Source organism: Burkholderia sp. Ax-1719, from assembly GCF_011753055.1.
GTDB lineage: Bacteria > Pseudomonadota > Gammaproteobacteria > Burkholderiales > Burkholderiaceae > Paraburkholderia.
This window is the reverse complement of sequence record NZ_VWWJ01000027.1, coordinates 35,403-50,261: the sequence shown is the minus strand read 5'-3', so window position 1 is coordinate 50,261 and position 14,859 is coordinate 35,403. Positions and strand designations below refer to the sequence as shown.

The 14,859-nt window shown below is 61.8% G+C and carries 11 protein-coding genes; 6 read left to right on the top strand and 5 right to left on the bottom strand.

Annotated features, from left to right (window positions below; all coding sequences use genetic code 11):
* The 4 genes from F3J17_RS30855 to ugpC all read right to left on the bottom strand — a co-directional run bounded on the left by F3J17_RS30855 (position 1) and on the right by ugpC (position 5,557).
* Positions 1-1,026, bottom strand: coding sequence for a sugar ABC transporter permease (locus tag F3J17_RS30855; RefSeq protein WP_345891271.1), 1,026 nt, complete (start codon positions 1,024-1,026; stop codon positions 1-3).
* A 63-nt stretch (positions 1,027-1,089) separates the two neighbouring features.
* Complete coding sequence (locus tag F3J17_RS30850) at positions 1,090-2,343, bottom strand: ABC transporter substrate-binding protein (protein WP_167068524.1); 1,254 nt, start codon at positions 2,341-2,343, stop codon at positions 1,090-1,092.
* Positions 2,344-2,368: 25 nt separating this feature from the next.
* Positions 2,369-4,354 (bottom strand): beta-galactosidase, encoded by a 1,986-nt coding sequence (locus tag F3J17_RS30845; RefSeq protein WP_167068521.1) that lies wholly within the window; start codon positions 4,352-4,354, stop codon positions 2,369-2,371.
* Between the two features lie 21 nt (positions 4,355-4,375).
* Entirely contained in the window at positions 4,376-5,557 is a 1,182-nt protein-coding gene (gene ugpC / locus F3J17_RS30840; protein ID WP_167068518.1) for a sn-glycerol-3-phosphate ABC transporter ATP-binding protein UgpC, read from the bottom strand.
* Between the two features lie 243 nt (positions 5,558-5,800).
* On the opposite strand from ugpC, the gene F3J17_RS30835 reads away from it, so the two are divergent.
* The gene (locus F3J17_RS30835) at positions 5,801-6,868 is read left to right on the top strand and encodes a LacI family DNA-binding transcriptional regulator (protein WP_167068515.1); all 1,068 of its coding nucleotides are present in this window, start codon (positions 5,801-5,803) and stop codon (positions 6,866-6,868) included.
* A gap of 15 nt (positions 6,869-6,883) precedes the next feature.
* On the opposite strand, the gene F3J17_RS30830 is transcribed toward F3J17_RS30835, so the two are convergent.
* The gene (locus F3J17_RS30830) at positions 6,884-7,591 is read right to left on the bottom strand and encodes a TetR/AcrR family transcriptional regulator (RefSeq protein ID WP_167068512.1); all 708 of its coding nucleotides are present in this window, start codon (positions 7,589-7,591) and stop codon (positions 6,884-6,886) included.
* A 52-nt stretch (positions 7,592-7,643) separates the two neighbouring features.
* On the opposite strand from F3J17_RS30830, the gene shc reads away from it, so the two are divergent.
* From shc to sfnG, 5 genes are all read left to right on the top strand, one after another.
* On the top strand, positions 7,644-9,701 hold the full coding sequence (gene shc / locus F3J17_RS30825; RefSeq protein WP_167068599.1) for a squalene--hopene cyclase: 2,058 nt from the start codon (positions 7,644-7,646) through the stop codon (positions 9,699-9,701).
* A 283-nt stretch (positions 9,702-9,984) separates the two neighbouring features.
* Complete coding sequence (locus F3J17_RS30820; RefSeq protein ID WP_167068509.1) at positions 9,985-11,610, top strand: methyl-accepting chemotaxis protein; 1,626 nt, start codon at positions 9,985-9,987, stop codon at positions 11,608-11,610.
* A 226-nt stretch (positions 11,611-11,836) separates the two neighbouring features.
* On the top strand, positions 11,837-12,790 hold the full coding sequence (locus F3J17_RS30815) for a chemotaxis protein (protein WP_167068506.1): 954 nt from the start codon (positions 11,837-11,839) through the stop codon (positions 12,788-12,790).
* Between the two features lie 222 nt (positions 12,791-13,012).
* The gene (locus tag F3J17_RS30810; protein WP_167068505.1) at positions 13,013-13,630 is read left to right on the top strand and encodes a histidine phosphatase family protein; all 618 of its coding nucleotides are present in this window, start codon (positions 13,013-13,015) and stop codon (positions 13,628-13,630) included.
* Between the two features lie 118 nt (positions 13,631-13,748).
* Positions 13,749-14,852, top strand: a complete 1,104-nt coding sequence (gene sfnG, locus F3J17_RS30805) for a dimethylsulfone monooxygenase SfnG (protein ID WP_167068502.1) — start codon at positions 13,749-13,751, stop codon at positions 14,850-14,852.
* Positions 14,853-14,859: the final 7 nt, after the last annotated feature.

Genomic DNA, 14,859 nt, shown 5'->3' with positions numbered 1-14,859 from the left:
TCAGTGCTCGTTTTTCAGCAGACGGCGCAGGTGATAGACGATATACAGCAGCATGATCGCAAACAGCACGACCGCAATTGCCGCCGAATAGCCAAGCCGGTAGTACTTGATCGCCTGGTCGTACATGTAATAGGCAAGCACGGTTGAGCTTTCGAACGGGCCGCCGCCCGTCATGACCGAAATCAGGTCGAAGCTGCGCAGCGCGCCAATCACCGTCACAACCACCGCCATGAAGGTGACGGGTCGCAATTGCGGCAGGATCACGTGCCAGAGCAGGGTCCAGCCTTTTGCGCCTTCCATGCGTGCGGCCTCGATCTGTTCGCTATTGAGCGTCGTGAGGCCGGTGAGATACAGGATCATGCAGTAGGCGGTTTGCGGCCACAGCGCGGCGAAAATGATGCCTGGTGTAGCGTAATGGGGGTCGCCCAGCACCGGAATGCCGTGGCCGATGAGCACCGCAAGCAAGCCGAAGGTCGGGTCGTAGAACCACGAATAAATCAATCCAACCACGACGCCAGAAAGCACGAAAGGCGCGAAAAACAGCGATTTGACAATACGAATGCCCGCTACCGCCTGATTCAGATACAGCGCAATCGCCAGACCCATGGGCGGCGCAAGCAGAAACAGCAGCAGCCAGATTACGTTGTTCTTGAGCGCGGTATAAAACGTGGCGGCATGAAACAGCTCCACGTAATTGGCCAGGCCGATAAAGCTCGGCTCGCTCATGCCGTCCCAGTTGTAGAACGATATGCGGATCGTCGAGAGAATCGGCCAAACCACATAGATCGCCACCATGATGCAAGCCGGCGCGAGAAAGAGCGCAGCGGCGCGGCGCTGGCGGCGTGCGGTGGGCGAGACGCGCCGACGCGGTTTGCCGTGCGGCTGCGTGGCGCGCGGCGCCTGGGTGCGGCCATCGCCGGCGGGGCCGGGCGTATTGCCCGGCACGCTGTCTGCGCGGTGCGCCACGGTCTGGGTCGCGAGCGCTGTACCGCGGCCGCTTGAGGGATGAGTCGTTGAGGGCGTCACTGCTTACCTCCAAAGCAATCCGCGTGGCGGCGCGACGCTATTGGGCGCCGCGCCGCCCGCCATTTACTTCTTGTAAATGCGCTTACGCGTCTCTTCCAGTTGCGCGAGGATCGAATCGATCTTGGTCGGATCGGCGATGAACTGCTGCATGCCCTTCATGCCTTCATCGGCCATTTCCTTGGTCATGTCGCGATCATAGAACTGCGCGATACCGCCCTTCGTGTTGGCGAGAATCTGGAAACCGATCTTCGAAATCGGATCGTCCGGTTCCGGCGACTTGCTGTTGGCCGACAAGGAACCGAGCCCCTTGGCCAGTTGCGCGCCAATATCCGGCGTCTGCGTGAACGCGAGGAAGGCACGTGCATCGGCCTTGTTTTTCGCCTTGGCCGGAATATGCAGCGATTCGACCGGACCGTCTTCGGCGGTCGGCACATTCGGATCGATGATCGGGAACTGGAAGTAGCCCATTTGCTGCTTCACCGTCGGGCTGAAACCACCCGTGATAAAGGTGCCCATCAGCATCATCGCGGCCTTGCCCTGGAAGAGGAACGGCTGGGCGGCGTCAAGATCGTAGGACAGCGCATTGTCGATGAAATAGCCCGAGTCGATCAATTGCTTCCACGTGGTGTAGACCTTCTTCACACGAGGGTCGGTGTACGGCACGTCGCCAGCCATCAACTGCTGATGGAATTTGTTGCCGTTCAGGCGCAGGTCGAGATAATCGAACCAGCCCGCAAGCGTCCACGCATCGCGTCCGCCCACGGCGATCGGCGCAATGCCAGCCGTCTTGAGCTTTTTGCAGTCTTCCAGGAAGTCATTCCAGGTTTTCGGTTCGTTCGCAATGCCGACCTTCTGGAACAGGTCCTTGCGATAGAACATGCCCCAGGAGTAATACACCGTTGGCGCGGCATATTGCTTGCCCTTGTACGACGAAGCTTCCTTCGTCGACGCATACATGCTGTCCCAGTTGTTCTTTTGCCACTCGGGCGACAGATCTTCGAACAGGCCGCGCTGCGCGTAATAGGCCATGCGCTCGCCGTCATGCCAGTTCACGATATCGGGCGGGGCTGTCGTGAGCCAGTTCGGCAATTGCACCTTGTAGGCTTCTTCATCGACGAAAGACACCTTCACGTCCGTGCCCGGATGCGTCTTCTTGAACTGGTCGATCACCTGCGTCCACACCGCGCGCTGGCTCGCGCCCTTGAACGCGATATTCACTTCCAGTGTGCCGGCCTGCGCCGTGGTTGCGAGTGCGCCCGTGAGCGTGGCCGTCGCAAGCGCGACAGCGGCGAACAGGGTGCGAAGTTGGATTGTCATGGCCTGTCTCCTATGTTTTACGTCGTTATTTGTGCTGCGTGCGGTAAGCCGTGACACCCTGCGCTTCGATCTCGCGCTGGCCGATCACGATGGCTGAATCGGGAATATTCGCGTCGATGCGGTGCGCGCCGGGTCCGTAGTTGAATACCCAGGTGAGGCCGCCGCGACGGCTCACGCGCAGCGCGTCGCCAAGCGGAGTCGGATTGAGACCGGCTGCGCTCGCAATCTGCGCGAACAGCGCGGCAGTGGTCGCGTCGTCGAACAGGCTGGCGAGGTAATGAATCTTGCCGTGCGTGAGCCATGCGGGATGGCCGTCGCTAAAGCTCGCGCGCACTTCCGTTGCGCCCGCATCGATATCGATCAGATCGCGCCAGTGACGCGCGTGGCCCTCGGGCAAGGTATCGGCGGCGAAGGTCACAGCTTCGGTGATATTGGGCCGCAGCGATTCCACCCGCCACACGCGCAAAGGCAGCAGCGCGGCCAGCGGTCCCGGCGGCAGGTTCGCAGGAATCTGCAGGTCCACGGTTTTGGAGCCGGTGCGCGGCCCGAGGATAACTTGCGCGCCCGATTGTGCGAGACGTTGCGCGAAATCGTCGGGCACGACCGGCAGGGGCGGCACCACGATAAGTTGATAGCCGTTGAGCGGCGCGTCGGCGGGCACGATATCGACATCAAAACCAAGCGAACGCAGCGCCGAATAATATTCGACGGCAAAGCGCGGATAGTGGAAGTCAGCGCCTTGCGGATGGACTTCGAATAGCCACTTTGCTTCGTAATCGAACACCAGCGCAACGCGGGTGTCGACATGCGCATTCGCATTGGCCTGCGGATCGGCCAGCACGGTGCGGATTTCCTCGGCCACGCGCGCGGCTTCGCTGCCGCCGATATCGAGCCGGTTGTCGGGCGTATTGAGACCCGCGTGCATCTGCTCCTGCGCGAACGGCGCCTGACGCCAGCGGAAGTACGAGACGCAGCCCGCGCCATGTGCGAAGGCTTCCCAACTCCACAGCCGCACCATGCCGGGCAGCGGCGCGGGATTCCAGTGCGCCCAGTTCACAGGGCCCGGCTGCTGCTCCATGACCCAGAACGGCAGCTTCGACATACCGCGATACACATCGTGATTAAACGAAGCGAAATCCGGGTGGCCGGTACGCAGATAGCGCGCCTTGATATCCGGCGCGTACCACTGTTCTTCGAGCGCACCTAGCGGATAGCTGTCCCACGTCGCGACGTCCAGATCCGCGGCGACCTTGTAGTGATCGAACTCCGTGAACAACTGCATGAAGTTGTGCGCAACAGGACGGCCCGGCGAATGCGCGCGAATGATGTCGACCTGCATCTGGTTATAGCGCTGCACTTCGTCTGACGCGAACCGGCGATAGTCGAGCCGATGCGAAGGATGCGCTTCCGTGACGGTGCCGACAGGCGCGTCGATTTCGCTGAAACTGCGGTACTCCATACTCCAGAACACCGTGCCCCACGCCGTATTCAGCGCACCGATGCTGCCATAGCGCTTCGCGAGCCACCCGCGAAAGCGCTTGATTGCGGCCTCGGAATAACTCACTACCGTGTTATGGCAGCCGTATTCGTTGTCGGTTTGCCAGTAAGCGACGGCGGGGTGCTGGCCATAGCGTTGTGCAACCGCTTCGCAAATGCGCTGCGATGCTTCGTACCATGCGGGCGATGAGAAGTCGTAATGGCGTCGCGAGCCGAATGCACGCTCACGGCCATCGGCGCCCACCGGCAGAATCTCGGGATGGCGGTCGATCAGCCACTTCGGCGGCGTGGCGGTGGGCGTGCACATCACCACCTTGAGTCCAGCCTCGCCAAGCGTATCAATGGCGCGATCGAGCCAGCCCCAATCGTATTCGCCGGGCGACGGTTCGATGCGGCTCCACGCAAATTCGGCGATGCGGACCTGTTCGATGCCCAGCGCCTTCATGCGCGCGGCGTCATCCTTCCACATTGCTTCGGGCCAGTGCTCCGGGTAATAGCAGACTCCAAGACGCATGCCTGTGTCCTCGTCGATGGTTTATGCGCGTTGCGCGGCGGATTCAAGGGGTTGTGCGGCGAGCGGCGCGAGTGCAAAGCCGTCCTGCGCGAACAGATGACATTGCGCGGCCTGCGCGCGGAATTCGGCCGTGTCGCCGTGAGAGAACTGCGCATCGCCGGGCGCCTTGGCGATTAGCACCGTGCCGCCGGGCTGATCGAGATGCACATAGCTATGCTCGCCGAGCGCTTCCACCAGCGTGACCTTACGCGCGAGCGTGAGCGATTCGCCGGGGCGTGCGGCGTTCCCGCTGCTCGATGCGATCAATTCCAGATGTTCGGGCCGCACGCCAAACGTGACCGGCGCACCCGCCGTCAGCGCGCCCGCTTGAAGCGGCAGGCGCACGGTTTCTCCGCTGCCGTCGAGCGTGATGCTGACGCCTTGTGCATCGACGCTATTGACCTTCGCGGGCAGGAAATTCATGCGCGGCGAGCCGATGAATCCCGCCACAAAGCGGCTCGCGGGCCGGTGATAGAGTTCGAGCGGCGCGCCCACTTGCGCGATACTGCCGTACATTTCGGTATCCTTACCGCTATGCAGCAGCACGATCTTGTCGGCGAGCGTCATTGCCTCGATCTGGTCGTGGGTCACATAGACCACGCTCGCTTCGGCGAACTGCTTGTGCAGGCGCGCGATTTCGATGCGAGTCTGGCCGCGCAAGGTAGCGTCGAGATTCGATAGCGGTTCGTCGAACAGGAACACGCCCGGCTCGCGCACGATCGCGCGGCCAATGGCGACGCGCTGGCGCTGTCCGCCGGAAAGGGCTTTGGGATGACGCTCCAGCAGCGCTTCGAGCTGAAGTATCCGCGCGGCTTCTCGCACCTTGCGGTCGATATCGGCCTTGGGCGTTTTTGCGAGCTTCAGGCCAAAGGCCATGTTCTCGTACACCGTCATATGCGGAAACAACGCGTAGCTCTGGAACACCATCGCCACGCCGCGCTGCGCGGCGGGGACGTCGTTCACCAGCTTTCCGCCAATCGACACGTCACCGTCGGTGACGTCTTCAAGGCCCGCGATCATACGTAAGAGGGTGGATTTGCCGCAACCCGAAGGCCCGAGAAATACGCAGAATTCGTTCTTGCCGATTTCCAGATCGACATTGCGTATTACCGGCGCATTGTCGCCGTAGGCCTTCTGCACGCCTCGCAAGGAAATGCTCGCCATTCGTCCCGTCTCCGTGTTCTAATCGGCGCAGCGCTAGCGATTAAGCGCTTAATCAGGCAACCTAAAAAAATCGATCGTGGGCGCGATCGCTGGTTGCCAGATGCGGTGTCTCCGATTTCGTTGGATTAATTGCGTTACCTCGTGGGCGAGTGCAACGCTGGAATGCGAGGCCAATGGTGCCGCTGCCTGAGCCAATCAGGCAAATGTTGAAATGCATTCCCAAATATTGAGATGTAAAAAGCGATGCCCACGACGCCCACATCCCCCCATTCGTCAGCGCCCACGCTTGCTGAAGTCGCCCGTCACGCCGGCGTCACGCCCGCGACGGTCTCGAACGTGCTGCGCAACCGTGGCCGCGTTGGCGAGGCGACGCGCCAGCGTGTGCTCGAAGCCATCGCAGCGCTTGGCTATCGTCCGCATTTACCCGCACGCGCGCTTGCGGAAGGGCGTGCGCCCACCATCGCGCTGATGGTGGCGAGCATCGCCAATCCGTTCTATCCCGAGTTCGCGCTTGCCGTGGAAAATGCGCTGCGCAGCAGCGGGCAGTTCCTCATCATCTGCAATACCGATGGCGATCCGCACACAGGCCGCGCATATCTCGAACAACTCGCGGGTACGCTATCCGCGGGCGTGCTGGTGATGAACGCCAACCTCGACTTCGACGATCTGCGTCTCACCGAATTGCGCGGTGCGCCCGTGGTGCTTTGCATGTGGGAAAAGCCGCTGGAACCGCCTGGCTTACCGTGCGTGGCAGTGGATTTTCATCTTGCGGGCGAACTGGCTGCGCGTCATCTGATTGATCTGGGGCACCGGCGCATAGGCGCAATCGTGGGCAGCAAGGCGTACGGCATTCATGCCGCCCGCTACGACGGCTTCGTGACCGCGATGGAAGCGGCGGGGCTTGATCCTGCATCTGCGCCCGTGATTCATGCAATCGACACCACGCAAGGCGGGTACGCAGCGGCGCGCGAACTGCTCACGCGCCATCCCGATCTCACCGCGCTATTCACGACCAACGATCTGCCTGCGCTGGGCGCAATGCAGGCCGCCGCCGATCTCGGTTTCGAGGTGCCCGGGCAGCTATCGGTGGTCGGCATCACGGATATTCAGCTGGCAAGCGAATCGCGGCCCGCGCTGACGACGGTGGCGGTGCCGACCGTGGAGGCAGCGGAACTCGGCGTGGCGCTATTGCGGGAATTGATTGCGAGCGCGGGAAAATCAGGCGGGCAGCCCGAGCGCGTGCCGAAAGTCTGCGTGGCTTCGCCGCCGCATCTGGTTGTGCGCGCATCGACTGCGCCCGCTTCCCGCTAATGCGATTGCAGCGCTTCAGGCCGCATTGAACGTCATTTTTTCGATCTGGCGCACCACTTCTTCGCGCATTTCCGGCGACATGTCCTGATAGCCGAGCAGGTCTGAAATCCACAAACCGTCCGCGGCCAGACGGCAGATCATCAGGCGCGCAGCTTCTTCGAGCGGCAGCGGATCGGGCCGGGTCCATTTGCGCATCGGCGCGGCGTAACGCTCGCGAATCTCCGGGTCGGTCATCATCGCCGCCACCAGCACGCGCAGCACATTGGTACTGGCGGCAGGACTCATTTCATCGATGCTCGAATGCAGATAGGCACGCGCCCGTGCGCCGCCGGCATCGTCCTGATCGTCGGCGAGACGCGCTTCCATTTGACGCTCGAAGCGTTCGAGCGTTTGCTCGAACAAAGCGTCAAGGAGTCCTTGCTTGTTTGCGAAGTGATATTGCAGCGCACCCTTGGTGACGCCCGCGCGCTCGGCCACCGCGTCGAGCGTGACGGAGGGCACGCCGTGGTCGGTGGCGATATCGGAAGCCGCCTGTAATAACTGCGCGCGCACCTGCACCGGCGCCTTCTTGCGGCGGGTGCCAGAAGCAGGAGCAGGAGATGCCGCCCCGATTTCCGGCGCGCTGGTCGGGATGCTCTGGCTAAGCGGATTTTGCGCGGTCGGCGGCGTGGCCTCGGCGTGGCCAGCCGCGTCGGCTGGGGCTTTGGCGGAAGTGTTCTTCATGACCGGATCTTACCATTGCGGCCGTGAAGGCTAAACATTCCGTCTGGATGGTATTATTCGCGCCATGAAGAAATCCGACCTGCCATTCGCGGCGCTGCTCGACGCCGCTATCGTCCGGGGACGCAACGCACTTGCGCGCCGGCAACAGCCCGAAGGGAGCTGGTGTTTCGAGCTTGAATCCGATGCGACGATCACCGCCGAATACATCCTCATGATGCATTTCATGGCGAAGATCGACACCGTGCGCCAGGAGAAAATGGCGCGCTACCTGCGCGATATCCAGCGTCTCGAAACGCATGGCGCGTGGGATCTGTATGTCGATGGCGCCCCCGATGTATCGGCCAGCGTGAAAGCTTATTTCGCGCTCAAGGCCGCAGGCGACAAGGAAAATGCGCCGCACATGGTGCGCGCGCGCGAAGCCATTCTGAAGCTGGGTGGCGCGGCAAAATCCAACGTGTTCACGCGCATTCTGCTGGCGACCTTCGGCCAGGTGCCGTGGCGCGCCACGCCGTTCATGCCGATCGAGTTCGTGCTGTTCCCCAAGTGGGTGCCGATCTCGATGTACAAGGTGGCCTACTGGGCGCGCACGACCATGGTGCCGCTGCTGGTGCTGTGCTCGCTCAAGGCGCGCGCGAAGAATCCGCATAACGTGTCGATCGCCGAACTGTTCGTCACGCCGCCTGAGCAGGAGCGCGAATATTTCGCGCGCGGCAAGGGCGTGCGACGCGCGTTTCTGGCGATGGACCGCTTGCTGCGCCATGTCGATCCACTGATTCCCGGCGCGCTGCGCAAGCGCGCGATCAAGCACGCCGAAGCCTGGTGCGCCGAGCGCATGAACGGCGAAGACGGTATGGGCGGCATTTTTCCGCCCATCGTCTATAGCTACCAGATGATGGAAGTGCTTGGGTATCCTGAGGATCATCCGCTGCGCCGCGATTGCGAAAATGCGCTGGAAAAGCTGTTGGTCGAACGTCCGGACGGCAGCGTGTATTGCCAGCCTTGCCTCTCGCCGGTGTGGGATACGGCATGGAGCACGATGGCGCTGGAGCAGGCGCTGACGGTGCCGGATACCCCCGCAGAGGAATCGACTGAAACGAATATCCCGCGCGCCGAACTCGAACAACAGATCGCGCTTGCCTATGACTGGCTCGCTGCGCGTCAGGTGGACGATATCAAGGGCGACTGGATCGAGAACGTCAAGCCCGACGTGCCGCCAGGCGGCTGGGCGTTCCAGTATGAGAACCCGTATTACCCGGATATCGACGATAGCGCCGTTGTCGTGGCGATGTTGCATCGTCGCGGCCGTCTGCAAAAGCAGATCACGGGCGCTGACCCGTATGCGGCGCGCGTGACGCTGGCGCTCGACTGGATGCGTGGGCTGCAATCGCGCAATGGCGGTTTTGCCGCCTTCGACGCGGATTGCGACCGTCTCTATCTGAACGCGATTCCGTTCGCCGATCACGGCGCGCTGCTCGATCCGCCCACTGAGGACGTCTCGGGCCGTGTGCTGCTGTGCTTTGGTGTGACGGGGCGCGAAGAGGACAAGGCCTCGCTCGCGCGCTGTATCGACTACATCAAGGCGACGCAGTGTGCGGACGGCAGCTGGTGGGGCCGTTGGGGCACCAACTACATCTACGGAACGTGGAGCGTGCTGGCGGGCCTCGCCTTGGCGGGCGAAGATCCGAAGCAGCCGTATATCGCCCGCGCGCTGGCGTGGTTGCGTGCGCGCCAGCATGCCGACGGCGGCTGGGGCGAGACCAACGACAGCTATATCGATCCGGCGCTGGCTGGCACGAATGGCGGCGAAAGCGTGTCGAACTTCACGGCGTGGGCGCTGCTCGCCCAGATGGCGTTTGGTGACTACGAGTCGGAGTCGGTGCAGCGCGGCATCGCTTATCTGCTTTCGGTGCAGGATGGCGAAGGCTTCTGGTGGCATCGCTCGCACAATGCGCCGGGTTTCCCGCGCATCTATTACCTCAAGTATCACGGCTATACCGCGTACTTCCCGCTTTGGGCATTGTCGCGTTATCGCCGTCTGGTGAGCGCTGCGCAGGCGAAATCACCCGTGAATACAAGCGAAAACGCCAAAGAAAGAGCCTTGGCCGTTTGAGCAGAGCCACCCGGCAGGGTGGCTTTTTTTATGCGATAAATAGTTCGACATACTAATCAAATGTCGTCATGGAAGGAATTGGAAGACTTGTGTGAAACGCAAGGCATTGGATGAATAAATGCTTTCAAAAATATTTTGTTGTGAATATGAAAGCGATGTAATGATCTGCGGAAAGGCGCAATAAAAATTCGAAAAGAAGCCTAATTGTTCGGCCTGAAATGTCGATAAAGCTTTGGAGTGCGTCGACAACCGGCGCATCGTTGCCGGCATAAGGGCGAGGAACATGAACGGTTTGCTTCAAACGGTACGCTTCAAGATCATCGCGGCGATGGCGATCTGCGTCGTCATCATCGCGCTCATCGGCGCCTATAGCGCATCGACAATTTCGGGGCTGAATCAGACCGTACTCGATGAATATTCCGGCACGGTCGTGCCGATTCGCGATCTGGGCGACGTGCGCGCCTCGGCAATCGATTCGCGGCTGCAACTGAGCCGCATCGCGCTGGGCCGCGACGCACAGAAAACCCGCACGGCTGCCCAACTGGCCGACCAGGATCTCGCGCAACTGGCCAAGGCATGGGCGGACTATTACCCGGCGCGCGTGACCGACGCCAATGAGCGCGCGATCGCCGACAAGATCGACGCCGCCATGGGGCCATTCCGCGATTCCGCGACCCAAAGCCTGCAGCGCTTCAACGCTGGCGACTTCGACGGCGGCCAGCAACTCGAAATCGAACACGCGGCGCTCGCGCAGAACCTGCTCGACCTCGTGAATCAGGACATCGCCGTCAATGACGACGAAGCCCGTGCCTTTTCGGCCGATTCGGAACGCCACGCACATACGGCGCTGATCGTGGCCGTCGTACTGGTGCTGGCTGGCCTTGCGGTCGCATTCGCGGCGTCGGTGTTCCTGCTGCGCGTCATCATGCGCCCGCTGAACGGCGCGATCACGGTGGCCAATACGATCGCAGGCGGCTGCCTGGAGAGCGAAATCGACGCCAATATCGGCGGCGAATTCGGCGAGTTGCTCAGTGCGCTCAAGCGCATGGATGGTCAGCTTGCGGGCATCGTGCGCGGCATCCAGCATTCGACCGAATCCGTGGCGCTGGCCGCGCGCGAAATCGCGGCAGGCAACCTCGATCTTTCGGCGCGTACCGAAGAGCAGGCCGCTTCGCTGGAAGAAACGGCCGCGAGCATGACCGAAATCACCGAAACCGTGAAGCAGAACGCCGACAACGCGCGTGCCGCCAACGGTCTGGCGGGCGACGCGAACGATCTCGCCAGCGGCGGCGATGCAGCAGTGCGCGAAATGGTCGGCACGATCCAGCAGATCAGCGGCAGTTCGCACAAGATTTCCGAAATTACCGGCGTGATCGAAGGCATTGCGTTCCAGACCAACATTCTGGCGCTCAACGCGGCGGTCGAAGCGGCGCGTGCCGGTGAACAGGGCCGTGGCTTTGCGGTGGTCGCGAGCGAAGTACGTAGCCTGGCGCAGCGTTCGGCCACCGCGGCGCGCGAAATCAAGGAACTCATTACCTCCTCCGTCACGATGATCGAAGGCGGCGCGCAGCAGGCCGGGCGAGTGAGCGATGCAATGGGGCAGGTGCGCGAGGCGATCAAGCGCGTCTCGGATATCGTTTCGGAAATTTCGTCGGCGTCTGAAGAGCAGAGCAAAGGGATCGAACAGGTCAGTTCGGCCGTCACGCAGATGGACGAAGTCACGCAGCAGAACGCCGCGCTGGTCGAGCAGGCCGCGGCCGCCGCTCAGTCGCTCGAACAGCAGGCGGACACGCTCAAGCGCGCCGTGGGCGTGTTCAGTTTCGCGCAGGCGGCCCGCCACGCCTTTGCGGGCGCGGCGCAAGCCCAGTACGGCCACGCTGCCCAGCAGACGCAACCGAGCTACGGCTGAGCCTGAATTCAACGTTACCAGGGTTGGTCCCGTTCAAGCTTCGCCGCGCCCTGCCGATATCAGGATTGGGGCGGGGTGAAAGCAGGCTCAACACACCCAGAATGCACGCGTTTCGAGCGGGGACGGATCGCGTGCGATTTGGGTAATCGCAAGACCAGCCTGCTTTCAGGTTCGCCCCAAAGCGCAAGACGATGCGCAAGACGACGCAATTCATCAGACAAAATCCATGAAGACGATGCAACCTGGCGTTGACGAACGCACCACGCTGACCAGCAACAACCGCTTAGAACTCCTGCTGTTTCGTCTGGGCGAAGCGCGTCCGGGGGCAGGGCGCGGTCTGTATGGCATCAACGTGTTCAAGATCCGCGAGATCGTCACGATGCCCGAAGTCACGCCGATCGCCGGTTCGCCCGCCCATCTGGTGGGCGCGGTGGATATTCGCGGGCAGATCATTCCCGTGATCGACATCGCTTCGCTGATTGGCTCGCCTTCGGACAAGCGCCCGCCCATTCTGCTGATTACCGAATTCTCGCGCGGCACGCAGGCGTTCGCGGTGGACGAGGTGGAGGACATCATCCGCCTCGAATGGAAGGAAGTGCTGAGCGCGGAGTCGAGTGGCACCTCGGGTTATGTCACGGGGATCGCGCGCATCGACGCGGGCGAGGGCAAGACACGCCTCGCACAGGTGCTCGACGTCGAACAGGTGATGCGCGATGTATTCCCGGAGCAGCACGAAGACGTCAAGCCGGAAGCGGTGGGCGACGCGCTGCGCACGGAAGGCGGCCGGATTCTTGCCGCGGACGATTCGGGCTTTGCCCGCGCGCTGCTCGGTCAGGCGCTGACCGCGCTGGATGCACCGCATGTGATCGCATCGAACGGCGAAATGGCATGGCAGATGTTGCTGAAAATCGCCGAAGAAGCCGCCAATGAGAACGTGCCGGTGCGCGAGAAGATTTCTCTTGTCATCACCGACCTCGAAATGCCGGAAATGGACGGCTTCATGCTGACGCGCAAAATCAAGGCCGACGCGCGTCTGAAACATATTCCGGTGATCATTCACTCGTCGCTCACGGGCGCGGCGAATGAAACGCACGCGCGCAACGCTGGCGCGAATGGCTATGTGACCAAGTTCGCACCGGCTGAATTGTCGGCTGCGATCCGCAAGGCGCTGGCCGCGTAAGCAGGCTCAAAGCCCGTTGCAGTAACCGCTAAAAACCACACGCGATCAAGAAGAAAAACGATTCTCTCGGGTTCCGGATGCAGGCAGCATCGCTCCGGAGCCTCTCCGAACCGGCCTTATGGCCGGTTTTTTTCGTCCGATGAAAATGGGTGGCCTGGGTGCGGCAGGCGGCATGCTGCCGTAAAATCATTGGCCCTGTCGAAGTCATCACGGAGTGAACCCATGGCCGCAGAATCGAACGCGCATCCCGCATCCCGCGAAGTCTGGTTGATCCGTCACGGCGAAACCGAGTGGAGCCGCAGCGGGCAGCACACAGGCCGCACGGATATTGGGCTTACGGCGCGTGGCCGCGAACAGGCGCAGGCGCTCGCGAAGCCGCTCGCTGCGGAGCATTTCGATACCGTGCTCGCCAGCCCCATGTCGCGCGCCATCGAGACCTGCAAACTGGCAGGCCTGGGCGAGCGCGTGCAGATCTCGGCTGATCTGCACGAATGGAACTACGGCGTCTACGAAGGCCGCAAGACCGCCGATATTCGCCAGACCGAACCCGACTGGAGCGTCTGGCATTCGGCCATTCCCGAAGGCGAAAATCTCGCGCAGATCGAAGCGCGTGCGCGCGGCGTGGTCGACAGTCTGCTGACGATGCTCGGCGACGGCGGGCGTATTGCCGTGTTTTCGCATGCGCATTTTCTGCGCGTGCTGGCGGCCTGCTGGATGGGCGATTCGGCGGCGCTGGGCGCGCATCTGTATCTGGATACGGCGTCGGTCAGCATTCTGGGTTTCGACCGCGAGAATCGCGCGATTCGCCGCTGGAACGCCAAACCCGAAGGCTGCGAATGAATGTGGCTGAAAGCCGCAATTAGCAGCAATTCAACTTTCCAAAGCAGAACAAAATCGTTCAGCCCGGCGTGCAAATCCCGAAAGATGGCGTGATCGCAACTCTGCACGGAACACGATCATGAGCCAGAACGCCCCTGCTGCCGACGACATCAAGTTCGCCTACTGGGTGCCCAACGTGAGCGGCGGACTTGTCGTCAGCAAGATCGAGCAGCGCACCGACTGGAGCCTCGAATACAACCAGAAGCTCGCACGCACAGCCGAGGCGGCGGGCTTCGACTATGCGCTCAGCCAGATCCGCTTCACCGCGGGGTACGGCGCGCAATATCAGCACGAATCTGTTTCGTTCAGCCAGGCATTGCTGCATGCCACCGAAAAACTCAAGGTAATCGCGGCGATTCTGCCGGGACCGTGGCATCCGGCCGTGGTTGCCAAGCAACTGGCCACCATCGACCATATTTCGAACGGACGCATTGCCATTAACGTGGTGAGCGGCTGGTTCAAGGACGAATTCACCTCGATTGGCGAGCCGTGGCTCGAACACGACGAACGCTATCGCCGCTCGAACGAATTCATTCGCGCGATTCGCGGCATCTGGACCGAGGACGATTTCACCTTCAAGGGTGACTTCTATCGCTTCAACAATTACACGCTAAGCCCGAAGCCGGTGCAGAAACCGCATCCGGAAATTTTCCAGGGCGGCAGTTCGCGCGCCGCGCGCGACAACGCCGCGAGCGTGTCCGACTGGTATTTCACAAACGGCAATACGGTCGAAAATCTCAAGGCGCAGATCGACGATATTCGCGTGAAGGCGGCGCATAACAACCATAGCGTGCGCATTGGCGTGAATGCCTTCGTGATCGCACGCGATACCGAGGAAGAAGCGCGCGCCGTGCTCGACGATATCGTGCGCAACGCGCATGTGGAGGCCGTGCAGGCCTTCGGCCACGCCGCGAAAGAAGCGGGCAAGGCCTCGCCCGAAGGCGAGGGCAACTGGGCGAAGTCGACTTTTGAAGATCTGGTGCAGTACAACGACGGTTTCCGCACCAACCTGATCGGCACGCCTTTGCAGATCGCGCAGCGCATCGTTGCGCTGAAGGCAATTGGCGTCGATCTCGTGCTCGCGGGGTTCCTGCATTTCATCGAGGAAGTGGAGTACTTCGGCCAGAAGGTGCTGCCGCTCGTGCGCGAACTGGAGCGTGAGCGCGAGGCGCAGCCCGCGTAAGCAGAGG